The 26,829-nt window shown below is 61.9% G+C and carries 23 protein-coding genes, 1 tRNA gene and 2 pseudogenes; 10 read left to right on the top strand and 16 right to left on the bottom strand.

The features are described 5' to 3' along the window. Positions 1-77: 77 nt before the first annotated feature. From C1720_RS00750 to C1720_RS00740, 3 genes are all read right to left on the bottom strand, one after another. Positions 78-1,130 carry a PstS family phosphate ABC transporter substrate-binding protein gene (locus C1720_RS00750; RefSeq protein WP_146006795.1) on the bottom strand — a complete coding sequence of 351 codons (1,053 nt, stop codon included), beginning with the start codon at positions 1,128-1,130 and terminating at the stop codon, positions 78-80. A gap of 222 nt (positions 1,131-1,352) precedes the next feature. Beyond that, a complete protein-coding gene (locus tag C1720_RS00745) occupies positions 1,353-2,627 on the bottom strand; it encodes an AbiH family protein (protein ID WP_102282888.1) in 1,275 nt (424 codons plus the stop codon). A 166-nt stretch (positions 2,628-2,793) separates the two neighbouring features. Then, the gene (locus C1720_RS00740; protein WP_102282887.1) at positions 2,794-4,941 is read right to left on the bottom strand and encodes a TonB-dependent siderophore receptor; all 2,148 of its coding nucleotides are present in this window, start codon (positions 4,939-4,941) and stop codon (positions 2,794-2,796) included. A gap of 207 nt (positions 4,942-5,148) precedes the next feature. Here C1720_RS00740 and C1720_RS14085 point away from each other — a divergent pair. The 3 genes and pseudogenes from C1720_RS14085 to C1720_RS12635 form a co-directional block, all read left to right on the top strand. Continuing rightward, positions 5,149-5,346 (top strand): annotated as a pseudogene (locus C1720_RS14085) (transposase); the annotation flags it as partial. 24 nt (positions 5,347-5,370) lie between these two features. Continuing rightward, positions 5,371-5,628: pseudogene (locus tag C1720_RS14080) on the top strand (transposase); the annotation flags it as partial. A gap of 256 nt (positions 5,629-5,884) precedes the next feature. Next, positions 5,885-6,025, top strand: coding sequence for a transposase (locus C1720_RS12635; protein WP_146006794.1), 141 nt, complete (start codon positions 5,885-5,887; stop codon positions 6,023-6,025). Between the two features lie 1,097 nt (positions 6,026-7,122). On the opposite strand, the gene C1720_RS00730 is transcribed toward C1720_RS12635, so the two are convergent. From C1720_RS00730 to greA, 4 genes are all read right to left on the bottom strand, one after another. Further along, a tRNA-Ser gene (locus tag C1720_RS00730) sits at positions 7,123-7,215 on the bottom strand. 54 nt (positions 7,216-7,269) lie between these two features. After that, positions 7,270-8,547 carry an aspartate kinase gene (locus C1720_RS00725; protein WP_102282885.1) on the bottom strand — a complete coding sequence of 426 codons (1,278 nt, stop codon included), beginning with the start codon at positions 8,545-8,547 and terminating at the stop codon, positions 7,270-7,272. Positions 8,548-8,806: 259 nt separating this feature from the next. Then, positions 8,807-9,235, bottom strand: a complete 429-nt coding sequence (locus C1720_RS00720) for a DUF4149 domain-containing protein (protein ID WP_102282884.1) — start codon at positions 9,233-9,235, stop codon at positions 8,807-8,809. Between the two features lie 21 nt (positions 9,236-9,256). Then, positions 9,257-9,733, bottom strand: a complete 477-nt coding sequence (gene greA, locus C1720_RS00715; protein ID WP_050716003.1) for a transcription elongation factor GreA — start codon at positions 9,731-9,733, stop codon at positions 9,257-9,259. 1,471 nt (positions 9,734-11,204) lie between these two features. Between greA and C1720_RS13550 the strand changes: the two genes are divergently transcribed. From C1720_RS13550 to C1720_RS00710, 3 genes are all read left to right on the top strand, one after another. Next, positions 11,205-11,456, top strand: coding sequence for a hypothetical protein (locus C1720_RS13550; protein WP_158241599.1), 252 nt, complete (start codon positions 11,205-11,207; stop codon positions 11,454-11,456). Positions 11,457-11,728: 272 nt separating this feature from the next. After that, entirely contained in the window at positions 11,729-11,953 is a 225-nt protein-coding gene (locus tag C1720_RS12630) for a hypothetical protein (RefSeq protein WP_146006793.1), read from the top strand. Between the two features lie 14 nt (positions 11,954-11,967). Continuing rightward, the gene (locus C1720_RS00710; protein ID WP_146006792.1) at positions 11,968-12,180 is read left to right on the top strand and encodes a hypothetical protein; all 213 of its coding nucleotides are present in this window, start codon (positions 11,968-11,970) and stop codon (positions 12,178-12,180) included. 146 nt (positions 12,181-12,326) lie between these two features. On the opposite strand, the gene C1720_RS00705 is transcribed toward C1720_RS00710, so the two are convergent. After that, on the bottom strand, positions 12,327-12,746 hold the full coding sequence (locus tag C1720_RS00705; protein ID WP_050716004.1) for an ExbD/TolR family protein: 420 nt from the start codon (positions 12,744-12,746) through the stop codon (positions 12,327-12,329). Then, positions 12,743-13,384 carry a MotA/TolQ/ExbB proton channel family protein gene (locus tag C1720_RS00700; RefSeq protein ID WP_102282882.1) on the bottom strand — a complete coding sequence of 214 codons (642 nt, stop codon included), beginning with the start codon at positions 13,382-13,384 and terminating at the stop codon, positions 12,743-12,745. The genes C1720_RS00705 and C1720_RS00700 overlap by 4 nt, the downstream gene beginning before the upstream one ends. Positions 13,385-13,640: 256 nt before the next feature. Between C1720_RS00700 and C1720_RS14375 the strand changes: the two genes are divergently transcribed. Next, positions 13,641-13,763 (top strand): hypothetical protein, encoded by a 123-nt coding sequence (locus tag C1720_RS14375; protein ID WP_255397726.1) that lies wholly within the window; start codon positions 13,641-13,643, stop codon positions 13,761-13,763. A gap of 38 nt (positions 13,764-13,801) precedes the next feature. After that, positions 13,802-15,196 (top strand): exodeoxyribonuclease VII large subunit, encoded by a 1,395-nt coding sequence (gene xseA, locus C1720_RS00695; protein ID WP_369406075.1) that lies wholly within the window; start codon positions 13,802-13,804, stop codon positions 15,194-15,196. Here the strand turns inward: xseA and C1720_RS00690 are convergent. Together C1720_RS00690 and C1720_RS00685 are read right to left on the bottom strand one after the other, a co-directional pair. Further along, positions 15,181-15,396, bottom strand: a complete 216-nt coding sequence (locus C1720_RS00690; RefSeq protein ID WP_146006791.1) for a hypothetical protein — start codon at positions 15,394-15,396, stop codon at positions 15,181-15,183. The genes xseA and C1720_RS00690 overlap by 16 nt on opposite strands. Before the next feature lie 153 nt (positions 15,397-15,549). Next, on the bottom strand, positions 15,550-18,477 hold the full coding sequence (locus C1720_RS00685) for a LysM peptidoglycan-binding domain-containing protein (RefSeq protein WP_158241598.1): 2,928 nt from the start codon (positions 18,475-18,477) through the stop codon (positions 15,550-15,552). Between the two features lie 376 nt (positions 18,478-18,853). On the opposite strand from C1720_RS00685, the gene C1720_RS00680 reads away from it, so the two are divergent. Beyond that, complete coding sequence (locus C1720_RS00680) at positions 18,854-20,596, top strand: LysM peptidoglycan-binding domain-containing protein (protein ID WP_102282880.1); 1,743 nt, start codon at positions 18,854-18,856, stop codon at positions 20,594-20,596. A 169-nt stretch (positions 20,597-20,765) separates the two neighbouring features. On the opposite strand, the gene C1720_RS00675 is transcribed toward C1720_RS00680, so the two are convergent. The 5 genes from C1720_RS00675 to C1720_RS00655 form a co-directional block, all read right to left on the bottom strand. Then, entirely contained in the window at positions 20,766-21,965 is a 1,200-nt protein-coding gene (locus tag C1720_RS00675) for an amino acid aminotransferase (RefSeq protein ID WP_102282879.1), read from the bottom strand. A gap of 378 nt (positions 21,966-22,343) precedes the next feature. Further along, entirely contained in the window at positions 22,344-23,138 is a 795-nt protein-coding gene (locus C1720_RS00670; protein WP_102282878.1) for a BPSS1780 family membrane protein, read from the bottom strand. Further along, on the bottom strand, positions 23,135-24,157 hold the full coding sequence (locus tag C1720_RS00665) for a homoserine kinase (protein ID WP_102282877.1): 1,023 nt from the start codon (positions 24,155-24,157) through the stop codon (positions 23,135-23,137). Before C1720_RS00665 ends, C1720_RS00670 begins: the two co-directional genes overlap by 4 nt. Before the next feature lie 12 nt (positions 24,158-24,169). Next, complete coding sequence (locus C1720_RS13925) at positions 24,170-24,493, bottom strand: hypothetical protein (RefSeq protein WP_050716012.1); 324 nt, start codon at positions 24,491-24,493, stop codon at positions 24,170-24,172. A 197-nt stretch (positions 24,494-24,690) separates the two neighbouring features. Continuing rightward, positions 24,691-26,181: a mechanosensitive ion channel family protein gene (locus C1720_RS00655; RefSeq protein ID WP_102282876.1), complete on the bottom strand. Its 1,491-nt coding sequence runs from the start codon at positions 26,179-26,181 to the stop codon at positions 24,691-24,693. On the opposite strand from C1720_RS00655, the gene C1720_RS12625 reads away from it, so the two are divergent. Further along, positions 26,180-26,428, top strand: a complete 249-nt coding sequence (locus C1720_RS12625; RefSeq protein ID WP_146006790.1) for a hypothetical protein — start codon at positions 26,180-26,182, stop codon at positions 26,426-26,428. The two genes, C1720_RS00655 and C1720_RS12625, sit on opposite strands and share 2 nt — an antisense overlap. Positions 26,429-26,829: the final 401 nt, after the last annotated feature.

Here is a 26,829-nt window from a genome sequence, read left to right as displayed (position 1 = left end):
GGTTGAACCGGAGAGATTGGGGAAAAGCGCGGAATCCGCGAAATCCGAAAGCAGAAGGGGCGTGGCCGGGCGCGGCATCAATCGCCCTTTGGGGCGGCGGGCGCGGCTTCGTCCAGCTTGCGCAATTCGGCCTGCGCCTGCTCGGGCGTGAGCGGCAGGTAGCCACCAGAGCGCGCCGCCACCAGCGCCTGCCCCTGGGGCGAGAGCAGAAAGCGCAGATAGTCGCGCGCCAGCGGATCGGCGGCCTGGCCGGGCAGCCGCCGCGCGTAAACCAGCAGGGGGCGCGCCAGCGGCCAGTCTTGCGCGGTCACCTCTTGCGCCGTGCCTTGCAGCGGCTGGCCGCTGGTCAGACCCAGCAGCGGCACGGCGCGCACGCCTTCGCGCTGCATGCCCAGCGCGGCCACGGCCACGCCGCCTGCGTTTTGCGCCACGCATTCCAGCAGCGCGGCGCTGTTGCTGCGCTGCTGCGTGTAGGCGGCCAGCGGGCGGCCTTGCAGCACGTGCTTTTGCAGCCAGTCGCCAAAGCCCGTGTATTCGGGCGTGGCGCAAACGGCAATGCGCTGCTGGCCCTGCGGCCCCGTCAGCCCCAGCTGGCTCCAGTGCGAAAAATCGCCCAGCGGGTGGCCCGTGGACAGCATGCGCGCCAGCTGCTCCACGCTCAATGCGGGCAGCGGATTGCCGGCATGCACGTAAACGGCCAGATGGGTGGCCAGGCCCCCGGCAGGGCGCAAGGCGGCATGCGCCACGCGCACGGCCAGCGGCTCTGCCCCCACGGTCTTGCGCCAGGGCACGCGCTCGATGTCGTTCATGGCCCGCCCCATCACGGCCAGCAGAACGCGGCCATGCATCAGCAGCGGCACGGCGCTGCTGGTGCCCTTGCCGTCAAACGCCAGCCGCACGCCCGGGTGCTGCTGCATGAAGGCGGCGTTGGCCGCTTCCATCAGGGCGCGCGCGTGCTCAGCGCCGCCAATCAGCGCCGCGCCGCTGGCGTGGCGGTCGCTGGCTTCGGGTTGCGATGGCGCGGGCGGTGCGCTGCCTGCCGCGCCAGCCGCCAGGGCCGGGCCGGCCAGCAGGCAAAGCAGCGCCAGGGCAGGGCGCTTTTTCAGAAAAGAGCAAAGGGCAGGGCGCATGGGCAGCAATGGAAGGCAGAGGTGGATAGGACGGCCTGATTCAAGAGCATCTAAAACAGGAGCGAATATGAGGGTAAAAAATCGGCTTCTGCGCCCGTTTGACTAGGACCTATTGCTATCAAACAAGGAGCAGAAATAGAGCGTGAAAATCCAGTGCCGAGAGGCCGCTGGCCGCTGCTTCTTTTCGTCTGGAGCGCGCTCCGCCTTTCTGGTGAGCCTGACTCACGATGCCTTGGGTGGCCAGAAAGGTGGAGGCGGCAAAACGCGTGGGCTTGGCACGGCGCCAGCTTTTTGCGCGGCGTCATCTGGCTTGGCAGTAGCGTAAAAATGAGCTGTTTGATTGAATTCAAATGCGCGCGTATTCAGCCAGACGCGATCTCTTATTGAATCATCATACAAAACAACGTGTATTTGGCTTGCGAGCATTTTTTGCACCTTCTGATCAAAGGCAAGGCCGGCTGCTTTTGCAAATCTCCATCGAAGCTCATCTGCGGTCAATTGGGCCTCTTTGCTTCCTTTTCGCCAGTAAAGAAGCAATTCGGGCTTTTCTTGATCTTCCGCTTCCTTCAAAAGGGCATCGGCAATGGACTTCCACCACCACCGGTCCGTATGCCCGAGCGAACACCCGAAAATGATGAACAAATCGGTTTCAGGGAAGAGATCCTTGTATCGCAATTCATTCTGGGACCAATAAGGTTTGGAAAACCGTTCCGCAGGCCCTGTCGTTTCGTCTATTCCGAAAAGAAGCGACCTTGGCGTGTACAGAATTCCATGCGGATGCACGATATTGCAGGCAAGATAAATCTTAAACCATGCATCATGGGTGTTTTCCCTGTGCCCTTTTGGGCGATAGGAATATGTCTCGTGCTTACGGGGATTGGCATAAAAAGTCGCATTCCTGTCGGAATGCTCATAAGGATGCGGATCAAATTGCTTCTGGTCGAGGTAGATGAAATCGTCCAGAAGGGTTGTGAAGTTGAAATTGATGAATTGAAAGTTGATGGCATGGCAATGATCCAGCCGCCTCGGGAAGCGTATTCTTCCGAAGTCTGTTGCGTTTCTGATGTCTCCCAGAAATTCCATGAGGCTTGTGATGGCCCATTTATTCTTCATGGATGATTCGCCCAGGTTCGTGAGAATATCAGGGGTGACAACCTGGTTGAGAAAATTCGCGAATTCCCGTTGTATTTTTCCCAGGTCTTCAGACAGTTTCTCGGGGCTGGTTTCCCCGCAGGTCAGCAGGGATTCGATGGCGAATTCGACATCGCACCAGTTTGTTTTCCCTTCCGAGAGGAGAAGCTCCATTTCCTGAAATATATGGTTGTCCGGGCTGAATCTGCGATACTTCAGATAATGAAAGAAGGATTCGTACCGCGTATCAGAGGGCGCTCCGAAATCGGATAATGCCTGGATGTCGAAGCCGTTGCCCACCAGGGCCATGATATTGTGCTGCCGCTTGACGTCGTTGAATTTCTCTTTCAGATCATCGTATGGCATGGATCAGCTCCTGTTTCTGTCAGCGGGCAGGGAAATTGCGGAAATAGCAGAAAAGGCAGTCAGGATTTGACGGTATTTGCGATCATCAGCGCGGCTGATGCCATTGCCATTCAAGCCGCGCGATGAATCATGACGAATTTGCCGGAAAGGGTTTCCGGGCAGGTTTTCAGAAATCCACTTTCAGCGCCAGCTTCACCGTGCGCGGCAGGCCCGCGCTCAGGCGGTTGCCGCCGGCGGCCCAGTAGCGCTTGTTGGCGGCGTTGTCCACGTTGAGCTGCCAGGTGTAGGCGTTGCCGCCCATCTGGTGGCGGTAGCGCGCGCCCAGGGTGTAGAGCGTGTTGCCGCCCAGCCAGCCCTGGTTCAGGTCGTCCATGGGGCGGCGGCCCGTGTAGTACGCGCCCGCGTTGAGCGACAGGCCCTGCAAGGCGCCGCTGAAGGCGTAGGTGAGAAACAGGCTGGCGGTTTTCTTCGAGGCGTTTTCGGGCAGCTTGCCGTTGTAGGCGGCGTTGATGTCGGCAAAGCGCGGGTTCAGCCACTGCCAGGCGGTCTGCCAGCCCAATTGGCGCGTGATTTGCCCCTGGGCCGATAGCTCCAGGCCCGTGTAGAGCTGCCGGCCATCGGCGGTGTAAACGTTGCTGGCGTTGGTGTAGTAGCCGGGGCGCTCGATGTCGAACACGGCCGCTGACAACAGCGTGCCCCAGGGGGCCTGCCAGCGCGCGCCGATTTCCTTTTGCTTGCTCACGCCGGGGGCCAGGCGCTCGTTCTGGTTGGCGGTGCCCGCCGGGGCGGCTTCGCCTTCTTCCAGCCCTTGCGCGTAGGAGGCGTAGAAGGACAGGTCCTCGCGCAGCTTGTAAACAACGGCCAGCATGGGCGTGGTTTTGCGCGCGTCATAAACGCGCTTGCCTTGCGTGCTGTGGTAGCGCGAGTGGCGCAGGCCCGCAATCAGCTGCCATTGGGGGCCGAACTGCATGCGGTCCACCACATACAGGCCCTGGTCGCGCGTTTTCAGCAGCGCCGATGTGGGCGTTGTGGGCACAGGCCCGTAAGTGACGCGCGTGATGGGCACGGGGGCATACAGGTTCTGCGACGAAATGTTGTAGTTGCGCTGGTAAATGGGGTCTTGCTCTTTGCGGGTGTGGCTCAGGCCCAGGGTGAGGCCGTGCTCCACAAAGCCGCTTTTGAAGCTGCCGAACAGCTCGGCGCGCCCCATGTCGGATTCAACCTGATGGTTTTGCATGTTGCCCCGGATGAAGCCTTGCCCCGTGGCCACGTCAGCCGCCCGCGCAAAGCGGAAGATGGGCAGCCGCCGGTCGCGCTCCATTTCCGAGTGGCCTGCCTCCACGGTGAGCGCCCAGTTGTCATTGAGGGCGTAGTCGGCGCGCAGCAGCGCGTTGATGGTGGTGGCCTCGAAATCAGCCCAGGCGGGGCCGACCAGGCGCGAAGGGTCCACGGGGCGGGGCAGGGTGATGCGGCCATTGACGGCGGCGGGCAGCCCCACGGCGGCCTGCTCGGTGATGCGGCGCTTGTCGTATTCAAAGTCGGCCTTGAGCAGCAGGCGGCTGCTGGCGCGCCAGTCGAAGGCGGCAGAAAAGAAGGCGCGCCGGCCTTTGCGCACACCATCCAGATGCGAGCCGAGCACGCCGCCAGCGGCATTCACGCGCAGGCCAAACTGCTCTTGCGCGCCAAAGCGGCGCCCCACATCCACTGAAGCGACGGCGCTGCCGTGTTCATTCACGCGCAGCCCCAGCGAAGTCACGGGCGCTTTGCCCGCGCGCTTGGTCACGTAATTGACCACGCCGGCAGGCGAAGTAAAGCCGTAATACAGGGCCGATGCGCCCTTGAGCACTTCCACGCGCTCTTTGTCTTCCATCGGCACTTGCGAGAAATTCATGATGGGCATGGCGCCGTTGAGGCGGTAATTGGTGCGGTTTTGCACCTCCATGCCGCGAATCACGATTTGGTCATACGTGTCGCCCGCGTTTTGCTGGCGCGTCACGCCGGCGGTGTTGCGCACGGCTTCATACAGCCCCTCGACGGCCTGCTGCTCCAGCGCCTCGCGCGTGATGACGTTCACCGTGGAAGGCACTTCCATGATGCTGGCGCCGCGAAAAGTGCCCGCCTCCACCGTCTGCGGCGCCAGCCCCTGGGCGCGGGCGCTGGTCACGGCCACGGTTTGCAGCGTGGCTTCGTCGGCGCTTTCCTCCTCTTCATCATGGGCCTGCTGCGCATGCAGCGGCGCGCACAGGCTGGCGGCGGCCAGCGCCAGGCAGGAAAAGCGAAAGATGGAACGGAAAGAAAGAGGAGCGGGGTTCATGGCGCAAGGCGGAAGCAAAAGAGAACGACTCTCGTCGAATTGACTGTTTTTGCAAGCAAAGCCTTGCGTTTCTTGTGAACTTGAATCCCGCGCGCGCCGGGCCAGGCGACGTTAAAAAAAGGAGCGAATCTGAAGGGCGGAAAAACCGCCTTCGCGCCCTTTGTTCTAGGACCTGTTGAGAATCCCCTCTTATGCTGCAATCCCGCCATGGAAAGAAGAGTATTGAGCGACAAGCAGTGGGCACTGATGGCCCCGCACTGCCTGGGCAAGCCTGGAGATGCGGGGCCAAGAGGCACGGACAACCGTTTGTTTGTAGAGGCCGTGCTGTGGATCGTGCGCACAGGCAGCCCCTGGCGCGATTTGCCTGAAGAATTCGGCAAATGCAACACCGTTTTCAAACGCTTTCGTGACNGCGATGCGGGGCCAAGAGGCACGGACAACCGTTTGTTTGTAGAGGCCGTGCCGTGGAGCGTGCGCACGGGCAGCCCCTGGCGCGATTTGCCTGAAGAATTCGGCAAATGCAACACCGTTTTCAAACGCTTTCGTGACTGGGTCAAGGCCGATATCTGGCAAAAACTCTTTGATGCCGTCAGCGGCCAGCCGGATATGCAATACGCCATGGCCGATGCCACGATCGTGAAAGTGCACCGTCACGGCCAGGGCGCAGGACTCAAAGTCAGGCCATAGGCCACTGGCGCGGGGGCGTGAGCGCCAGGATACAGGCCCTGTGCGATGCGCTGGGCCATCTGGTCAAGTTCACTCTGATGCCAGGCCAGCGGCATGACAGCAAGGAGTCGAAGAACTGATCCGGAACCTAAAGTTTGGGCGTTGCTGGCAGACAAAGCGTTTGATGTTCAATGGCTGATAGAGCGATTGCAAGCGCAAGGCGTGCCAATCGTGATCTCGCAAAGATTCAATCGACACCGGCCTCATTGATGAGCACATGTACCGCTGGCGTCACCTCATAGAAAACTTCTTTGGCAAGCTCAAGGAGTTCAAGCGCATTGCCATGCGCAGTGACAAGACCGATGCCAGCTTCAAGGAGGTGATCTATCTGGCTTCAGCTGTGATTCAGTCTCGGTAATTCTCAACAGACCCTAACAAACAGCCGTGCTATTCCAAGGCAGGCGAGCGCTATTCCACAGGTTGAAGTCCCCAGAACAAAGGTGAAGCCATGGCCGTTGTCTATTCCAAGCCAACTCCTCAAAAACTCTTGTCAAATAGCCAAATAAAAGCCGTGATAGCGCTGGTAGAAGGCATGACTCAAGCCGCAGGCAGCAGCAGAGTTTGCGGGCACCAGTCCCCAGACAGTCACAGCATGGATGCAAGCCCCCATCTTCCTTGCCCGCCTAGAAAACGAAATCTACTCCCGTAGCTTGGACGATGCCGCGTACAACAGTTACATGCGCCGCAAGGCCTTGCGAGTGTTCACGGATGGCCTCGACTCTCCGAATCCATCGCAACGCATGTGGGCAGCGAAGGAAGTTTTTAGCTCGTGTCCCTGCCGATCCAGAAGAGGAAGAGGCCGCATTGAACCAGGCAATTTGTGAATCCGTAATGGCGACCGAGGGACTACCGTCAAGCCATTCAACATGGCGGGATCGGCATATGTAGCCAGCCCCTTACCGAGCAACATTACCCACCGGTCACGCCCCAGCAATGGGGCTTCTTGCTGTCTGCAAAAGTGAAGTTGGCATCTGTGGCTGATCCCACCCTATCCATTGCCACAAATACCAACTTCGGCACACCTTAAGAGCGTGCAAAGGTTTGAGTCTCCTGAACCTTACCGGCTATATGAGCGATAGCATGCAAGCATCTCGTCTCAGGGAAAGCCCTTTGGATTACGGTCCGCTGAACTCGGAGCGACTTGGATAGGTCTCCCTGCTGCGTCACGCTAGATCAGGCCCTCGGGCAAGTCCTCCCCTTTCATTCAAAAACTTGGTCAACAAGTCAACCTCGCTTTCTACCCATTGAATGGGTGACGTGATTTTCCCAGATTCTGCCGCACATTTCTACGCGATCCCGGCTATAGGCTCGTGCCAAGCGCAACAGCCTGAAGCCCTGCGATCCCCGCTGCAATCAATTGCAAGCCCTACCGGGTCAGCTTTGGGCAGATTTTTGGGCGGGAAGATGGGTCACAAAAGAAAAACCCTAAGTGAATCAATCACTTAGGGTCAATCTTGGCGGAGACGGAGGGATTCGAACCCTCGATGAGGCTCTACACCCCATACTCCCTTAGCAGGGGAGCACCTTCGGCCACTCGGTCACGTCTCCTAGGTAAGCGGCAGATTCTAGCAGAGAAAAGGGCGCTTTCGGCCGTTTACGGCGTCAGGCCGGCGAGGATGCCGTTTGGTCCAGGCCGAAGGCGCGGTGCAGCGCGCGCACGGCCAGCTCCATGTACTTTTCGTCGATGACCACGGAGGTTTTGATCTCGCTGGTGGAAATCATCTGGATGTTGATGCCTTCTTCGCTGAGCGTCTGGAACATCTTGGCGGCCACGCCCACGTGGCTGCGCATGCCGATGCCGACGATGCTGACCTTGCAGATGTGCGTGTCGCTCACCAATTGCGCTTCGCCCAGCTGGGGCAGCACTTTGCTCTTGAGCAAGTCCACGGCGCGCGCCAAATCATTGCGGTGCACGGTGAAGGAAAAATCGGTTTTGCCGTCCTTGCTCAGGTTCTGGATGATCACGTCCACCTCGATATTGGCCGCCGCTACCGCGCCCAGTATCTGGTAGGCGATGCCGGGCTTGTCGGGCACGCCCAGCACCGAAATCTTGGCTTCATCGCGGCTGAAGGCTATGCCGGAAACAAGGGCTTTTTCCATTTTTTCGTCTTCCTCGAAAGTGATGAGGGTGCCGGAGCGGGCCTCTTCGTTGATGTCGATGTCCCAGGGCGTGAAGCTGGAGAGCACGCGCACGGGCACTTTGTATTTGCCAGCAAATTCAACCGAGCGGATTTGCAGCACCTTGGAGCCGAGGCTGGCCATTTCCAGCATTTCTTCAAAGCTGACGGTCTGCATGCGCCGGGCCTTGGGGGCCACACGCGGATCGGTGGTGTAAACGCCGTCCACGTCGGTATAGATCAGGCATTCGCTGGCCTTGAGGGCGGCGGCCACGGCCACGGCGGAGGTGTCAGAGCCGCCACGGCCCAGCGTGGTGATGTTGCCGTCCGCATCCACGCCCTGAAAGCCGGTGATGATGACCACCTTGCCCGCTGCCAGGTCGCGGCGCACGCGCTCCTCGTCAATGCTTTCAATGCGGGCTTTGGTGTAGGCGTTGCTGGTTTTGATGGGCACTTGCCAGCCGGCGTAGCTCACGGCGGGCACGCCTTCGGCTTGCAGAGCCAGCGACAGCAGCCCGACAGAGACTTGCTCGCCTGTGGAGGCGAGCATGTCCATCTCGCGCAGGCAGGCATCGGTCAGCTTTTCGGGGGCCAGCTCCTTGGCCAGGCCCAGCAGGCGGTTGGTTTCGCCGCTCATGGCGCTGGGCACCACCACCATTTGGTGGCCGGCGCGCGCCCACTTGGCCACGCGCTTGGCAACGTTGGCAATGCGCTCGGTCGAGCCCATCGACGTGCCGCCGTATTTGTGAACGATCAATGCCATCGGGAAATCGGTATGGGTGAAGGATGAAGAAGCAGGGCGGGCATCACGCGCTCACCCCATGTGCGAAAGGGGCGAATTCTAGGAGGAGCGCAGACCTGCCCGTCTGCGTTCTTTCTGGCCAAGCCAGGCGCGGCCCAAGAGTTCAGGAGTAGAAGGGTGGCGTATTTCTGCTCTTGTTATGAGAGCATTGGGTCCTAGTGGAAAGGGCGCGAAAGCCATTTTTTAACCCTTCAAAATTGCTCTTGTTTTTGATTCTGGCTCAGCGCCGTGCCAGCCGCCACAGCACGACAGTGGCGCACAGCCACTGGCCCGCGTAAAGGAGTGTGCCTGCCGTGTGCCACAACGGCAGGTTGATGCGGGCTGCAATGCGCGGGGCGGCAACGTGCTGAACCAGCAGCGCCAGCAGCATCCCCAAGGCGGTCAGGCTGATAAGCGCCGTGTCTTGCCGCTGCGGCTCGCGGGGGCGCGTGAGCAGCAGTACGGCGCCGCAGCCCAATGCCAGCCAGGTTTGCGCGGCAAAGAGGTGAGGCGTGATGCGCGCGGCCAGCGCCACGCTGCCCGCGTGCTGGAACACCAGCGGCACGGCGACGAAGCCCAGGCAGATGCCGCTGCTCCACCACAAGGCGGCGGCCATCAAGGGCAGGCGCGCGCTCAGGGCGCTGGCGAAAGCACTGAGAACGCTGGGCATGTGTGTTTCAGAACAGACGACTCAGATGTAGGCAACGCTGATGATCTCGTAGTGCTTGAGGCCGCCAGGGGCCTGCACTTCGGCGCTGTCACCTTCTTCCTTGCCAATGAGGGCGCGCGCGATGGGGCTGGAGATGTTGATGAGGCCCTGTTTGAGATCGGCCTCGTCTTCGCCCACGATTTGGTATTTGACGGTTTCGCCCGTGGCTTCGTCTTGCAGCTCGACGGTTGCGCCGAAGACCACGCGGCCTTCGGCGTGAATGGCGGCAGGGTCGATGATTTGCGCGCTGGCAAGCTTGCCTTCCACTTCCTTGATGCGGCCTTCGATGAAGCCCTGGCGGTCCTTGGCGGCTTCGTATTCGGCGTTTTCGCTCAAATCGCCCTGCGCGCGCGCCTCGGCAATGGCGTTGATGACTTCGGGACGGTCTTTGGTTTTGAGGCGGTGCAGTTCGGCCTTGAGCTTTTCTGCGCCGCGCTTGGTCAGGGGGGTGGTGGCCATGAGGGTTCCTCCAAAAGCAAACCGCCGCGCATTGCTGCGCGGCGGCCGGTCAAGAAATTTCGGGCGGATTATGCCTGCGCCCGCTTTTTTGCCAAGCCTTGACGGGCAGGCTGAAAGCTGCTGGCGCATGCCGCGCAGCCGGTTGCGGACAGCGTGGAAATCCCGCTGGGTAGATGTAGGCAGGGAGCAGCGCGCGAAGCGCGTTCGCGCCGACGCGCCCGCCCTTTTTTCAGTTGCTGCCAGCTCTTGCTACCGGTAGCCTGCGCTCAGCGTCACGCGGCGCCCTTGACCCAGAAAACGGGAAAAGTCGCCAGCGCAGGAAGCCACGTAGCGCCTGCCAGCGAGGTTTTGCGCGTTCAGCTGCACGAAGCTGCCGCGCAGGGCGGGAAAGGGCTAGTTGGGGTTCCGGTCGAGCCAGGCGTTGATCAGCGAAAAGCGGGCACGCGGAAGGTGCTGGCGTTGTCACCCCATTGGGCAGGCGCATCCTCCTCATCGAGCGAGGCCTGCGGCGCGCCTGGCACGAAAGCGGCCCCTGCGGCGGCGGGCAGCGGGGCCTGGGTTCTGCGACGGCCCCTGGATGGCTTGGGTTTTCATCACGCTCAAAACTCCTCGGACAGTGAATAAAGAACTGTCCGCATGCCGCGTGCGGACGGGCGGACGAGGCGATGAAAGGGCAATGGCGTGGCAAAGCGATGGCACCGTGCACAAGCAGACAAGCTGCCTCGTGTCAGGGGCATGAATTTGTTTCTGCTTTGATAGCGGGGGGTCTTAGTGGAATCAGCGCTGATGGCATTTTTAATGGCTTGAATTTGCTTCTATTTTTGATGCGAGGCGTGCCTGAATGCGCCGGTGGAAAACAGACGGAAAAACGGGCGGATCATGGCGCGCCTCGCGGCCCGCCGCTTCATCTGCCGCCAGCAGGCTTTGCAGACTGGCGGCACTTCCTCACTCCAGGCGTAGTAGCCGTGGCCGCTGGCGTATTCAGCGTGCGATCACGGGCAGGCCACGCGCTTGCCGCACGTGTTGGCTGCGGTTGTTGTTCGTCAGGTCCTCCATGCCGTTGGCGGATTGCTCCAGCAGGCCCGGGGCGGCGTTGCACAGTGAGCCAACGGCGGAATGTCAAACAGCGAACGCCAGGCGCGGCGGGGCCGCATCGCCTGAAGGCGCGGGATGGCGGGTGGTGATTGGCTTTGGCTCACCCGCTGGCAGGCGGACGCCGCGCGGGCCGCTGGTCAGCAAGCGCCAGACCGGGGCGCTGACGGCATTGCACGCTTCATCAGCCACGGGGCAGGCCAAAGCAGCCCCCAGCCGGTAAATGCCTTCCTCGCGCGCGATCCATCCAGTCCAGCCGTCGCTCCAGCGTGTGCCTAGCCAGCGGCAGACCGAACGGCACAGACGGTTTGAGTGGCCAGTCCGCCGCAGGCGGCCAGGCCGTGGGCGTGTTCATGAAAACAGAAGCAGATTCAAGGGCATGAAAACAGCCCTTGTCGCAATAAATACGGGGAGTTTTCGCTATCAAACAAGGAGCAAAAAGGTGGAGCAAGAAGCTTCGCTTCTCCCTTTCGCGTCCCCCACAGCGTTCCCCTTTTCGCCCCCTTCCCACGCTGCCGCTTCAGCAGAGAGCCAGCGCAAATCAATCCTGGATGTCAAGACGCTCGCGTCTTTGCCGCCCTCGCGCGCAAACGGCCATGCCTGGATTGCCGCTGCTTTTTCTTCTCCGTGAACAGCTTTACGCCCGCTTGGTTCGTGCTGCGCGCGCCGCCGTCATCGCCTTCACCTGCGCCAACTGCTTCACGCGGCCCGGCGCTGACCGAGCAACTGCACGACAGCTTGCAGCATCAAAAACAGAAGCAAATCCAATGGAGCAAAAATACCCTTCTGCGCCCGTTCTACTAGGACATCTTGCTATTGATAGTAGAGCGAAAAGATACCGTGGAGCCTGCTTGAAATCTGCTTGTGGGAGGGCGGCGGATTGAATGGGCTGCAAGACGCAGAATGAAATCCGGCGAAAGCGCGTTATCTGGCCGCACCGCCAATGCATTGGCCTGGGCTGAACGGACCTTTGACGGGCGGACTGCTGAAAAAGTCTGCCACCAGCATTTTGGGAATGATTTGGCAGAAGCAGGCGCCGTCGGCTGGTTGGCTGTGGATATAGAGAAATTCATAAGTTTCATCCGAGCCTGCATACGGCGCACGCGGAAGCTGGAAACGCTGCCGTAAATGGCGGTGTTTTCATGCGTCCATTGCCCTTGCGCGTGATGAACGATGGGCCGCGCCAGCTTGTGGCTGAAAACGCCGCAGCCTGGCAAAAGCGCGGCTGCCAGCACGATTGCGGCCATCGCCTTTTTTGCCATTGCCTTTCTTATTTCATGGCCTGTTTTGGAAACGCGCAATTGGAAAACTTCTTTCCAATTAAAGCCAATAAGGCCATGTCTGCCAAAGCTTGATGGCGCGGTTCCTTCTCACCCGCCGCGCTTGCATCGTGAAGGCGGCAGGCCAAAGCGCTGGTGCAAGGCGGCAGTGAAGCTGGGCGGAAAAGTCGTGCAAAAGCCGTTCGGTGCTGCGGCCGCCTGCCATCTGGGCGGCCTGGCGGCTATTGCCCGCCGGTTTGCGCGGCAAAGGTCAGCTGCGTCAGGCCCTGGCGGCGGGCGGCTTCCATTACGGTGATGACGGACTGGTGGCTGGCCTGTGCGTCTGCGCTGATGACGATGACGCTGCCTTGGCCCGCCGCGCTGGCGGCGCGGCTGAGGGCTGCGGCCACGGTGTCGGTGTCGCGGGCGGGCAGCTCCTGGCCGGCAATCATGTAGCGGCCATCGGCGGCGACGGAGACAACGACTTCCTTCGGCCGTGTCTGCGAGGCGTCGGCGCTGGCCGAGGGCAGGTTCAGTTGCAGCTCGGTGAATTTGCTGTAGGTGGTGGTCAGCATCAGGAAGATGAGGATGACCAGCAGCACGTCGATGAAGGGGATGAGGTTGATCTCCGGATCGGCGTGGGGGCGGGGGTTGAATTTCATCGCTTGCTGCCTTTGCAAAGCGGCTCCAGATGGTGGGAGAAGCGCTCGGCGGCCAGCTCCAGCGCGAGCACGTAGCCATCAACCCGGGCGCGGAAGTAGCGCCAGAAGATGAGGGCTGGAATGGCGACGATGAGGCCAAAGGCCGTGTTGTAGAGCGCCACCGAAATGCCGTGCGCCAGCTTGGCCGGGTTGCCGCCCGCAAGCGAGCCGGCAGGCGCTTGCGAGCCGAAGATTTCAATCATGCCGATCACGGTGCCCAGCAAGCCCAGCAGCGGCGCGGCCGAGGCGATGGTGGCCAGCGCGGGCAAGAAGCGCTCCAGCTTGTGCGCGGCGCTACGACCAGCGGCTTGCAGCGCCGCGCGCATTTCTTCAGGGCTGCATTGCGGGTTGCTGTTGAGCGCGCGCCAGCCTGCGGCCAGCACTTCGCCCACGGTGGAATGCTGCGCGAGCTGATTGACGGTGTCAGGCCCAGGCACGCCACGGTGCGAGACCTTGATGGCTTCATCCACCACGCTGGGCGAGTAAATGCGCGAAGGCTTGAGGCTGATGAAGCGCTCGATGATCAGCGCCAGCGCGATGATGGATGCCAGGATGAGGGGCCAGATGGGCCAGCCGGCCGCTTGTATGATGGAAAGCAAAACGGTTCTCCGTTGCAAAAATACTGTATGAAAAAGCAGAAACCGGCTGTGCCAGCGCCTGCGAAGCGTGATAAGGGGCAATTATTACCCACGCATTACCCGCGTTTCAGCCTGTTGCACGGCCGGAAGCGGCGGGCCGGGGGCTGGCTGGCATTCATCCACACGCTCTGTGGACAACTCTGTGAAAAACCGGGTGGAAAAGCCTTTGCAAAGCCTGATTTGATGCGGTTTTGGGCGCGTCGATGAAATTTTTGGCATGAAAAAATCATTTCAAATCAAGCAGTTGCTACGCCGGATCGTCATTTGCGCGGAGGCGCGCCGCGCCTACCCCGGGAGCGCGCTTTTTGTGGAAGAACGGCAGGTGTGGCCGTGGCAGTGAGCGTTCGCGCCGGTTTTTCCGCTGCTGCGCAGGGTGGTTTGCAAGCCGCCTTGCCGCAGTCCGATGTGTGGCCCGTGGGCCAGCTGTGCCAGGCCATCGCGCAGGTGCTGGATGCGCGGCTGAACCCGGTGACGGTGCAGGGCGAAATCACCGGCTTTTCGCGCGCGGCCAGCGGGCATTGCTACTTCTCGCTGAAAGATGAAACGGGGCAGCTGCGCTGCGCCATGTTCCGCCGCGCGGCCAGCGGGCTGGATTTCGCGCCGCGCGATGGCGAGCAAGTGCTGGCGCGCGGCCGCCTGGGCGTGTATGAGGCGCGGGGCGATTTGCAACTGGTGGTAGAGACCATGCGCCGCGCCGGGCAGGGCGCATTGTTTGAGCAGTTTTTGCAGCTCAAGGCCCGCTTGCAGGCCGAGGGATTGTTTGACGCTGCCCGCAAACGGGCGCCGCCCGCGCAGCCGCGCGGCATTGGCGTGGTCACTTCATTGCACGCCGCTGCCTTGCACGATGTGCTCACGGCCCTGCGCCGCCGCGCGCCGCACGTGCCCGTCATCGTCTCGCCCGCTGCTGTGCAGGGCGCGGGCGCGCCGGCCGAACTCATCCATGCCATGAATGCACTGGCCCGGCTGCATCGCCGTGCGGCGGCACCGGAAAAGCAGCGGCAGCCGTGCGTGGATGTCATCTTGCTTGTGCGCGGCGGCGGCTCCATTGAAGACCTCTGGGCTTTCAACGACGAAGCATTGGCCCGCGCCATTGCCGCCAGCCCTATCCCCGTCATCAGCGGCGTAGGGCATGAAAGCGACTTCACCATTGCCGACTTCGTGGCCGATCTGCGCGCGCCCACGCCCACTGCCGCCGCCGAACTGGCCTGCCCTGACCGCGCCACTTTGCTGGCCGCCTTGCAAACGCAAGCCGCGCGGCTGGCCCGCGCCGCGCGCCACCGCATCGACACGCAAGGCCAGCGGCTGGATCACCTGGCGCTGCGTCTGGGCCGCCCTGCCAGCGCCTTGGCCGCCGAACGCCTGCGGCTGGAGCGCCATCAGCAACGCATGCTGCATGCGCTGCGCCTGCGGCTGGAGCGCGAAACCGCACGCCTGGCGCACGCCTGCCAGCGCCTGCCCACCGCCAGCGCTCCCGCGCTGCAAAGCGCCCGCCAGCGCCTGCAAAGCCTGGCGCAGGCATGGCCTTTGGCTGCTGCCCGCGCCCTGCAAGCCGAACGCGAGCGCCTGACCCGCGCCGCCTTGCGGCTTGACCTGCTCGACCCACGCCACACCCTGGCGCGCGGCTACGCCCTGCTGCAAACCAGCGGCGGCCTGCCCCTGACCCGCGCCGCCCAAGCCCAGCCCGGCCAGCCCGTGCGGGCCACGCTGGCCGACGGCGCGCTGGCGCTGACCGTGCAGAGCGCGGAGGTTTCGCCTGTTCAGCGAGGCGGCTGATCGCCCTGATCCTGGCCGCGCGCCCTGGCCACGGCGCGTGGATCAGTCAGTTGCGTCCTGATCAGCGGAACAGCCCACAGGTGCAGCACAAAAGAAATCGACAAGGCCACAACGCCCAGCATGATCATGAGGGCGGGATCGCGCACCCAGCGCAATGTGACCGCCAGCACCACGGCCATGCTTGGCAGCATGGCTGCCACGGCAGGCAAAGGTGAAACCGAAACCCGCAGCCCGCACGCCTTGCAAGGCACGCTGCGTGCCCAGCCGAGAGCGAGCTTCTTCAATGAAGACATGGCGGGTTGCCCGCAGTGGGGACAGGTAGTGGCTGACATGTGCGATGACTTTGTTTGCCGTCAAGGAGTGAGCACGGGCAGACCCAGGTGGGTGAGCACCTTGTCCATTTGCGCGGCGGAGCTGGGGGGCATATTGACATCCATCGTTCCGTAACCAGGGCCTCCCGTTGGCACTTTCTGGACGGGCTTCCAGCGATCGTCGCCCTCCTTGGCCGCCGGGAATTTCTCCATGTTTCCGTCGTTGTAGTCAAGCGTTTGGTGCAGGCGGTCACGCAAATTGACCAGCTTGTCATGAGGCATGTGGTTGAGCCAGTCAACGAACTTTTTCTGGTCTTCCGGTTTTTGCATGTCCAAGCCCTTGTGTTCGGCATAACGCAGCAGCAGCGGCACTGGGCTGTGTCCCTTTCCGTTCTGATTGACCAGTTCCTGGGCCGCTGCTTCGGAAATGCCTGCGTTTTGCAGGAACCGCAAAGATGCGCCGCCGTCACTGCCGGGTTCGTGCTTGTTGGCTTCCTTCACGGAGTTCCATATGCCAAGGCCAATCACGGAGACCACCACCAGTCCGATGCCGATGGGGCCGGCCATGCTGCCTGCGCCAAAAGTGGCCATCAGGCCGCCTGCGGCGCTAGTGCCGTACAGCACGCCGGAAGGAATATCGCCAGAGGCAAACGATTCGCCCATGCTCCAGGCGTCAAGGGCGGCGCCTAAAGCACCCACCACCTTGCCTGCAGTTTTGCCACCCAGCTTACCCAAAGCGGAGTCGGCATCCACCTTGCCTATGGCCACCAGAAGCTCACTGCCGCGCTGGCCCAGACCAGCAGCGCCCACGATGGCTTGCAGGCCATTTTTGACGGTGGGGTCATTGATGGCCTTGCCTGTGGAAGCCAGGAAGCTCACGCCAGAAAGCGCTATGCCCAGCCCGCGTATCAGCCGCCCGGCTGCCGTGGAACCATTCAGCCCCTTGATGCCATTGAGCTTGGTATCCAGCGCGCTCGTGCGCTTTGCGATGTCATCAGCCGATTCGCCTGCCTTGGGAATGGTGTTTTCCAGCGCCGAGACGACTTCGTCCATCTGCGAGGGCGAAAGCCCCAGCAGTTTGGCAAAGCGTGAGTCTTTCAGACCGGTCAGCGCTTGTTTGGCGCTGGCCACGCTGGCGGCATCGCTAGGGTCCAGCTTGCCAATCTTGTCCAAAACGACGCCCTTGGCATAGGCCGAGGCCAGTTCATTAACCAGCTTGCGCCCCTGATCGCCCAGCTTGGCCTGCACGCCCGGATTGGAGAAGAAGTTGGCGACTTTCTCGCCCTGCGCGCCAGCCAGAAGTTCCGGGTTTGACTGCACGGCGGAGCTGAACGCCAGCTGCGCCGAAGGATTGCTGAGGATTTCCTTGGCGATTTCCGCGCTGCCGCCTTCCGGGTCCAGATCGGCGATCTGTCCTGCCAGTTTTTCGCCATGCGCGACCAGGCGGGCTTTCAGCTCATTGCCCTTGGCTTCCCATTCAGGGCCTTTTTCTTTGGCGTATTGGGCAATGGCCTGCTCAAGCTGCTCAGGCGTCATGGCGCCGCCATGATTGGCCACCAGCCAGCCCAGCTCGCTCATGTGTTCGGCGTATGCCTTGCCTGTCTGGTCAATGCTGCTGGCATACGTTTTCATGGCAGAACGGATGTCCTGCTTTACGGCGTCAATATCCACGCCTTGCTGCTTGGCCCATTCAAGCGCGTAGGCGGGACGGCCTCCTTCCGCAATGTGCTGATGCATGGCCGTGCGGTCCCATACGTCCTGCGCAGCCAGTTTTTGCATGTTGATCTGGCCCTGCGGGGTATCGATACCGCGGTCCATTGCCTTCATCAGGTTCTGGAAGCCATCGTCTGTGAAAGGCGAGTTCAGCGTGGGGTAATGTTCCTTGAAGCTGCCACTGAAGGCTTCGATCGTGGGCATGGCCTTGCCCGTGAGCTGCGCGGCCATGTCAGGCGGCAGGCCTCTTGTGACTTGCTCCAGGCGCTCTGCGCTTTGGATGCCTGCGGCCAAAGGGGTGCCGTGGTCGCGTTCAGCCTGCTGGGCATCACCGCCTGCCAGCGGTTCTGTCGCCCAGGTGGCTGCGTCCTGCAACATTTGCTGGCCCTTCGGGCTGGCTGCCACGGCTGACTTGACTTCGGGCGGTGCATCTGCCAAGCGTTTGGACAGCTCCTGCATTTGCTGCTCTGGCGACTTGCCTGCCGCCGTGGCCTGAGTGACGATTTCTTCCGCCTGGCCTGCGGGGCTGGCGCGATAGCGTTCATTTGCCAGGGTTTGCAAAGCCGTGTCCAGCTGCTTGGTGGCGCCTGCGTCAGCCTGATAGCGTTCCTTCAGCTGTGCGCCAGCAGCGGCGTAGCGTTCTTCATCATTACTCCAGGCGCCTTCTGGCGGGGTGGCGTTTTTGGCGCGCAGGTCCAGCTCTTCGCGCACAGCCTGGTTTAGATTGCCTTGCGCCGTTTGCACGCTGCGGTGTGCGTCTTCACGGACAGCAGGGTGGGCGTCAGGCGGCAGCGAGTCATAGCGCTGCTGGGCATGGTCCAGCGAAGCCTGGGCCTGGTCGGTGGCCTGCACTTTCTGCTCCAGCGGTGAAGCATCTTTCTGCGCGGGCACCCATAGTTCTTGGCCAGCCTGCACGCGGTTGCTGTTGGGCACGCTGGAGCGGTTGGCGCGGGCGATGTCTCGTGCGCTCACGTTTGGGTGTTCGCGCGCCATGTCGGTCAGCGTCTGCCCGGGTTCCAGCACATCGCGCGTGGGTTCGGTTCCGTAATTGGCGCCGATAGGCACATTCAGTTTTTGCCCTATTTCCAGCGCATCAGGATTGTTCAGCTGCGGATTGGCTGCCTCCAGCATGGGGGTGGAGGTTTGGTAGCGGTGGGCGATTTCAGTCAGGTTTTCGTTTTTTTGCACTTCGTGCTGCACGTAGCGCTCTGGCGGGGGCGCATCGGACTTTCCTGCATGCAAGTTTGGCTGGCGCACGGCGTTATCAACCTCTTTGCGGGGCGGTGGCGGAGGTGGGGGCGGAGGCGGCACAAACTTGGTATGGGAAATGAGATTGGTGCCATGAATACCGGAAGCCATAACAGGACCTTTCAAAGATGGAGGGGGTGATACCAGCCGGACGGCTTGCTTTGGATTCGCCTTAAAACCAGCTGAACTTGCGCTTCCAGTCTATTGAGCGCGATATCTGCTGCCTAGCTGGGGTGTTTTCCTAGGGGTATCTTTGTATAGGAAGACGCAAAACCCAGGGGCTTGTGTTTGCCCGACTGGTAATCACCCCAGCTATCGCTATGACGTACAAGCTTCTAAAGTGTGGAAGTCCGCTTTTGTGCAACCACCCAAAGGAGATTCAGCCATGAGCATTGCCCCCTTGATCGCTAGCCTGTTGCCGCGAGTGCAGCCGCCGCAGGAGCAAAAAACCTACACCGTCCAGCATGGCGACACGATTGGCGGCATTGCCAGCAAGCAGGGCGTGAGCACGCAGGACCTCATCGCGAAAAATCCGCAAATCAGCAATCCCGATGCGCTCTATCCGGGCGATGTTCTGAACATTCCCGAAAAACAGTCAAAAGCAGCCCAGCCGGGCAAGGGCAGCGTGACGGTGAATGACGACCAGTCTGCTTCCGCTCCTGGCGTGCCGCAGGGCGGCGCCACAACAGAAAAAACCAGCAAGACCAACACCCATGTCGGCGGGGATACCGATGGCAAGGTTTCAGTTGGCGGCAAACAGACGGACACCACCAAGACCACGAATCTGGACGGCAGCGAAAGCTCATCCTCTTCGTCACGCAGCCTGGATGCGTCTGTGGACCCCAGCAAAGGCACATTCAGCGTTTCGGCTGGCACGGGCTTCACGGAGAGCATCAAAACTTCAAAGGGCTATGGCATCAGCTTTGGCGTGAATACCAATGCCACGGTGGTCAGCGGCCTGAACACCAAAAACGGCGTTACCACCTTCACTTCGTCTGGCGATGTGTCCGTGAGTTTGCAGGGCGGCGCCAGCGGTGGCCATGTCGGCCTCAGCGCGGGGCATACCAGCGGCATCAAGAGCAGTTTTGAAGTGTCCATGCCGGAGCAGGCCGCCAAAAGCACGGCGCCGCGCACCGTCAGCCCGTTTTCGCCCGATTCCATGCCGACCGGAACCGTGGTCAAAATGGACGGTTCTTCATATTCCACCAATGAATTCAAGGCGACGTTCAAGCATTTGGCCACACAGACCAAAATCACGGATGAAAGCGGCGTCAGCCTGCTGGTGGAAAAAACCGATACCAACAAGGTTCGTGTGACGGCAGGCCCGAAAGAGGCCATTAACGCGTATAACGGCGTGGGCATTGATTTTGAAGTGGCCAGCATCATGCTGGGGCGCAATGACAAGCTGGAAACTGCGCATTTGAAAACCGCCGAATTCGATCTGTCCACCCCGGAAGGAAAGGCCGCCTATAACGACTTTCTTGCCAACGGCAATATGCCGGAAAACAATGGAACGGGTATCTCGAGCGTAAAGGCCATCGAGAAACTCGATTTCAGTTCGCAATCAAAGCTGGATATCAAGCTGGGACCGGTCAATCTTGGCCTGGAAGGCGCCAAAAATACTGGCAATACCGTCATCACGAGATTCCCGGATGGTACGGCACAAGGCACGGTCACCCTTCAATATTCGGGCAATGTACCCATGACCGTCACGCAGAAATTTGATGCCAGCGGCAAGGAAGTGGTCTCGGAGAGGCGTTATTCCTACACCGTGAAGGTAGATGAAAACAGCGCCCAGCTGCTAAATATTGCGCAAACGGGAGATGCGAACAAAGCCACCAGCGGCCCTGTCAAGGCGGGCCAGACTGTTACGCTGACTTATACCAGCAGCGAAATGAAAACCCTGCTTGATCTAGCCACGAAAGCTGGCGAGCGCAACCCGAATTTGCGAGAGCTGGTTACCATGGGCGGGCAAGCTGCTTCGGTTGAAGATTTTGCAATCAGTCTGGCGCGCAACCTGAATGGCAACGATTACAACACATGCTATCGCTTGTTTAATATTTCAGATGGCTTCGATGTCGGCGACAAACAATATGCCAAACTGCCAGGGCAGCTGACCATTGGCTGATTTGCAATGATGGCCTGAAGACCATTTCAGAAAAACACGAAGGCGGCAGGCATTTGGCCTGCCGCCTTTTTCATGCCGGGAGCATGGGAACACGCATGCCCGAATGCAAACGGCTGCTTTGCAGCGCCGTTTTTGCCGGATGCGGCCAGGCCGCGAGAGGACAAAATGACTATTTCATAACCGCCGCAATAGCCTGGCAAACATGGTCAATATTGCGGCTGTTGAGCGCGGCCACGCACAGGCGGCCCGAATCGGTGCCGTAAACGCCGAATTCGCTGCGCAGGCGCTGCATTTGCTCTTTTGACAGGCCGGAATAGCTGAACATGCCAACTTGATTGACGATGAAGCTCATGTCTTGCGTGACGCCCGCAGCTTTCAGGCCATCGGCCAGCGCCTGGCGCATGGCCTTGATGCGCGTGCGCATTTCGCCCAGCTCTTTTTCCCATAAGGCGCGCCATTCGGGGGTGTTCAGCACGGCGGAAACCACGGCGGCGCCATGCGTGGGCGGGTTGCTGTAGTTGGTGCGGATGGTGAGCTTGAGCTGGCTGAGCACGCGGGCGGCTTCATCCTTGCTCTCGCACACCACGGAGAGAGCGCCCACGCGCTCGCCGTAGAGACTGAAGCTCTTGCTGAAAGAAGTGGAGACGAAAAAGCTCAGGCCAGCGGCCGCAAATTTGCCGATGACGGCGCCGTCTTCCGCCAAGCCCTGGCCAAAGCCCTGGTAGGCCATATCGAGAAAGGCGGTGAGGCCCTTGGCCTTGACGGCGGCAATGACCTGATCCCACTGCGCGGCGCTGAGGTCATAGCCCGTGGGGTTGTGGCAGCAGGCGTGCAGCACAACGATGTCGCCTGCGGCGGCGGCGTTCAGGTCGGCCAGCATGCCCTCAAAGTCCACGCCGCGCCGGGCGGCGTCGTAATAACGGTAGGCGGCAACTTCAAAGCCAGCGCGGGAAAAGAGGGCCTTATGGTTGTCCCAGCTGGGGTTGGATACCAGCACCTTGGCCGAAGGCGTGAGCTGCCTGAGAAAGTCCGCCCCGATTTTCAGCGCGCCGGTGCCGCCCAGCGTTTGCACGGTGGCCACGCGGCCATCCTGCACGGCGGGAGCCTGCGCGCCGAAAACAAGCGCCTTGACGGCGCTGTCATAGGCCGCCAAGCCGTCAATGGGCAGATAGCCGCGCGGGGCCTGCTTGCTCATCAGCGCCTGCTCGGCTGCCTGCACGCATTGCAGCAGGGGCAGCTTGCCGTTGTCGTCAAAGTAAACGCCAACACCCAAGTTGGCCTTGGCGGGGTGGGTGTCAGCGGCGAATTGCTCGTTCAGACCCAGGATGGGGTCGCGCGGAGCCAGTTGGACAGCGGAGAACAGGGACATGCGGATGCTTCCAGAGGAGTGAGAGATGCGCCGATTGTAAGAACCGGTTCACAGTCCGCCCCGCGCACCGGTTTCGCGCCGGGGCCTGACGCAGCGGCCAGGGTGCATCAAAAAGAGGAGCGAATTCAAGGGGCAAGAATGTACGTTCTGCGCAGTCTGCACTAGGACATATTGCTATGGATAGAGGAGCAAAAACATGCCATGTGCCCTGAACCTGTTTGCCATCTGGCCGTGAGGGGCTAAGCGCGGAGCGGGATGGGCCACAAAGCACAAACCGCAGACAGACTGCCTTGTGATCCGGCGAGGCAAAGACTTGCAACGCAGCAAACCGCCCGAGACCGCGTTTTTCGCTCCCGGGAACAAATCGCCAACAGGCTCTCAGCCTTGCTCCGGCGGCGCGTCCTCGAAGCAGCCGCAGAAGCTGAACCACACCGAGGCGGAGAAGATGGCCGCCATCACCAGCCCCAGCAGCGCCACGCCGTGCGCCGCCAGCGCGGGCGCGCCCAGCAGCAGCACCAGCAAGGTCAGCGCCAGGGTGGCGCTGGCCATCAGGGCCGCTGCCGCCAGGCCATAGAGGGTGAAGGCGCGCCAGTTGCGCAGCACGGCCACCGCGCTGAAAAACAGGCTTTTGACGGGCGGCACGCCGTGCCAGTGCGTGAGCGCCGGGGCATGCCAGAAGGCCAGCGAAAGCGGCGCGAAAAGCAGCAGATGGCCCAGGTTGTAGCGCATGGCGGCGCGCGCCTGCTCCAGCGTGGCAGGGTCGGCCAGCTTCTCTTGCGACAGGTTCACTAGCGCGGTCATGTCGGGCGGCGCACCCAGCAGCAGCCAGGCCAGCCCTTCCGCTGCCGCGCCGCACAGGGCGTACAGCAGGCCCAGCAGCAATATTTGCCGCACGCCTTGCGGCGCGGTGCGCAGCGCCGTCAGCAGCACGGCGGGCGACGGAAAGCGCCCCTGCATGGCTTGCCGTGCGGCCTCCATCAAGCCCACCGTGCCGGCCGGCAGCAGCGCCAGCGCCAGCAGCGGACCGGCCAGCGGCAGCATGCCCACAAAAGCCAGCAGCGCCGCCAGCATGAGCGGCAGCCCGATGAGCGCCACGGGCTGGCGGGCAAAGGCGCGCGCGCCGCTGCGCAGCCAGTCAATGCCCTCGCGGGCCGCAGCAATGCGCAGTTTCATGATTCAAGCGCCGCCATCGTGAGCGGCTGCGCCAGCCGCTGGCGCAGCACGCGCTCGAAATGCGCGGGATCGTGCGGCTTGAGCAAGCTGGCCTGCCGGGGCAAGTGCCAGTCCCACAGGCGAGAGAGCCAAAAGCGCAGCGCTCCCGCGCGCAGCATGGCGGGTAGCAGATCGCGCTCGGCCTGCGTGAGCGCGCGCTCGGCCTGGTAGGCCGCCACCAGCGCGCGTGCGCGCGGCAAATCCAGCGCGCCCGTGGGCAAATCAGTGGCCCAGTCGTTGAGCGTCACCGCCAAATCGAACAGCCAGGCGTCCACGCCCGCAAAGTAGAAGTCGAAAAAGCCCGTCAGGCGCGGCGCATCCGGCGCGCCCGCTTCATCGTCAAACATCACGTTGTCGCGGAACAGATCGGCGTGCACCGGCCCGCGCGGCAAAGCAGCCCAGGCGCTGCTGGCGGCCACGTGGTTCTGATACGCCAGCTCGGCTTGCAGCAGCGCAGCTTCGCCTGCGGCCAGATGCGGCAGCACCACCGGCACGGTTTCATTCCACCAGGGCAGGCCGCGCAAATTGGGCTGGCTGCGCCCGTAGTCGCGCCCGGCCAGATGCATGCGCGCCAGCATGCCGCCCACGGCGGCGCAGTGCGCGGGCGCGGGCGCCAGCACGCTCTTGCCGCGCAGGCGGTTCACGATGGCCGCCGGTTTGCCGCGCAAGGTGTGCAGCAGCTCGTCTTCGCCGGGGCGGCGGCGCATGCCTTCGGGCTTGGCTTGCGGCTCGGGCACGGGAATGCCGCGCTGCGCCAGGTGCTTCATCAGGTGCAAATAAAACGGCAGCTGCGCGTGCGTCAGCCGCTCGAACAGCGTCAGCACCCATTCATGCTCTGCGCCATCAAGTTCGGTCGTGGCAAAGAAATTGGTGTTCTCGATGCCGCCCTCAATGCCCTGCAGCGCTTTGAGGCGGCCCAGGCCCAGCGCCTTGAACAGCGGCGCGGCATCGGTTTCAGGAACCGGGGTAAAGACAGCCATGCGCCGCGCGGATCAGAAATTGCCAATCTTCCACACGCGATCGCCCTGCTGCTGCCCCTGGCGGGCGGGCCGCACGTCATAGGCAGGCAGCTGCGTCACCTTCGGCTGCACGGAAATGCTGCGCGTTTGCCCGCCTACGCGCACCTCGTCAATGCGGCTGCCGCCGTCTTCCACGCGCAAATGCTCCACGCGCTGCCCGCTCTCCTTCACGCCCGGCTGCGGCGCGGCAGCTTCCACAGGCGCGGCCTGCCCAGCCACGGCCTGCGCGAGCGCGGAAACAGAAACAAAGGCTGGCGCAGCAGCCAGCAAGACAGTGGTCAGGAGTGCTTTGGACATAGGCGGCAGATTGTAGAAGCCGCTCCTTCGCATGCCCGGCCTGGATACCCTTCTGTTCCTCGGAACAAGGCTTTCCAAGAAGCGCTCAATTCATTAAAAACAAGAGCGAATCTGAAGGGTAGAAAAACCGCCTTCGCGCCCTTTGTTCTAGGACCTCATGCTATTGAAAGAGGAGCTAATTAAGCGCTGCCTTCGCATTAGCGCATGCCTGCTTCAGCGCTGGCGGCCGTGCCCTGCCCGCCTTCATGGATGGTCTGCGGGCCGGCTCCTGGGGCCTGTTTGGCGCCAGCGCCGGCAACGGCAGCACTGGCGCTTTCGGGCGGGTTGATGTGCAGCACCCGCTGCGGGTAGGGAATGTCTACGCCTGCGCCGCGCAGGGCATCCAGAATGGCCAGGTTCACTTGCGAGCGCACGCCGCCCAGGCCGCCGTTTTCAGGGTCGCCCAGCCAGTAGCTCAGGGTGAACTCCAGCCCGTCGGCGCCAAAGTTGTTCAGCAGCGCGGCTGGCGCGGGCTGGCGCAGCACGCGCGAACATTGCAGTGCGGCCTGCTCCAGCAGGCGCTGCACCTGGGCGGCGTCGCTGTCGTAGCCCACGGTGATGGTGGTGCTCTGGTTCAGGCGCGAGTCTGAAAACGACAGGTTTTCCACCGTGCTGGTCATCAGCGTTTCGTTGGGCACCAGCGCTTCGGAGCCGTTGGTGGCGCGAATCACGGTGTAGCGCGTGCGAATGTCGGCAATGCTGCCTTCAAAGCCGCCCACGCGCACCAGATCGCCTATGCGCAGGCTGCGCTCGGCCAGCACCAGAAAGCCGCTGATGTAACTGGCCGCCAGCTTTTGCAGCCCGAAGCCGATGCCCACGCCCATGGCGCCGCCCAGCACCGACAGCGCCGTCAGGTCGATGCCCACGGCCGAAAGCCCCAGCATTAGCCCGAGAAACAGCATGAATGCCCGCGTGGCCTTGGCCACCGCTTTGCGCACCGACAGCGTTGCGCCCGTGGCCCGGCGCAGCAGGCGCTCTTCCAGATACGAAGACGCCCACAGCGCCAGCAGCATCAGCGCCCCGGCGGTGAGCGCGCCCTCAATCAGATCGGTCACCGACATTTGCGTGCCGCCCATCTTCCAGGTGATGGTGTCCAGCTGCCGCATTACCGCTGGCAGCACGCCGCTGACCCACAGCAGCATGCCGATCCACGCCGCCCATGACACCGTGCGCTCCAGCAGCCGCACCGCCGCCACGCCCGGCAGCGCCGCCCGCAGCACCGTCGCCACGCTGCGAATGAGCAGCAGCGCCGTCAGCGCGGGCAGCGCCAGCCGCAGCAGCGGCGCGTGCCCCACCCAGTGCAGCAGCGCCATGCGCTCCAGATACGTCAGCCCCAGCCAGAACAGCGGAAACAGCGCCCCGTCAACCTGCCGCGTGCCAAACAGCACCGACAGCCGCGACTGGCCCGCTGCGCCACTGCCTGCGCCATCGGCCTCATGGCGCGCGGCCCGCAGCTGCCCGGCCACGCGGGCAGCCCACGCGCCCAGCCAGCGCACCAGCAGCCAGGCCAGCAAAGCGCCCAAGGCCAGCGCCAGCGCATCCAGCCAGGTGGTGCGCTGGGCAAACGCGCTCCACCACTCAGCCCAGTTGTCAATTTGCAGCGTGCCCGCGCGGGGGGTGATTTCAAGAAGGCGGCTGGCGTCGTTCATGTCGGCTCAGGAAGCGGTGGATGAAAAAGGGCAAAGCAAAAAAGGGCGCGATTTTGCTTCCTTTTTTTTTAATAGCCGCCAGCTCCCGATTCACGGGCGCTGGCGGACTATTGGGCGAATCTTCGCTTTTATTGGGAAATTTTTGCTGGGCGCTTTGGCTGCTCGCCCTGGTACATCAAAAACAGGAGCGAATTCAAGGAGCTTAAATGCCGTTTCGCGCTGGTTTCACCAGGACATGACGCTATGAATAAAGAAGCGCCAATCCTGCTTGCGAGCAGCCACGTCTAACCCGTTCTTTCCGCATTTGCGCTCAGGCGGAGAACAGACTCCGGAGCCGCAGGGTTTGGCATCTCCCATCAGGAAAAAAACGGCTGCATGCGTGCATATGAATGAATTCTGGAGACGAATAACAGCGTCAGCCGCAGCACACGCTCTGCACAGAGGGTGATTCGTCAGAGCGGCGGTTTTTCTCCCGAACACATCAACCTCATATCTTTCCATCTCAAACTTTGGGAGCCGATGAAACTTGGGGCCTTTGCGTATTGCTGCGCCTGAATTCGTTTCTCTTTCTCCCGCTGCGAAACAGCTTTTTCCAGCCTGCCCGGCCTACACTCGCGCTTTCTTCAACTTCATGAAAGGCATCACCTC

The sequence above is a fragment of the Ottowia massiliensis genome (assembly GCF_900240305.1).
Lineage (GTDB): Bacteria > Pseudomonadota > Gammaproteobacteria > Burkholderiales > Burkholderiaceae_C > Ottowia > Ottowia massiliensis.
The sequence above is the reverse complement of the archived record's forward strand: the minus strand, read 5'-3'. Positions and strand labels throughout refer to the sequence as shown.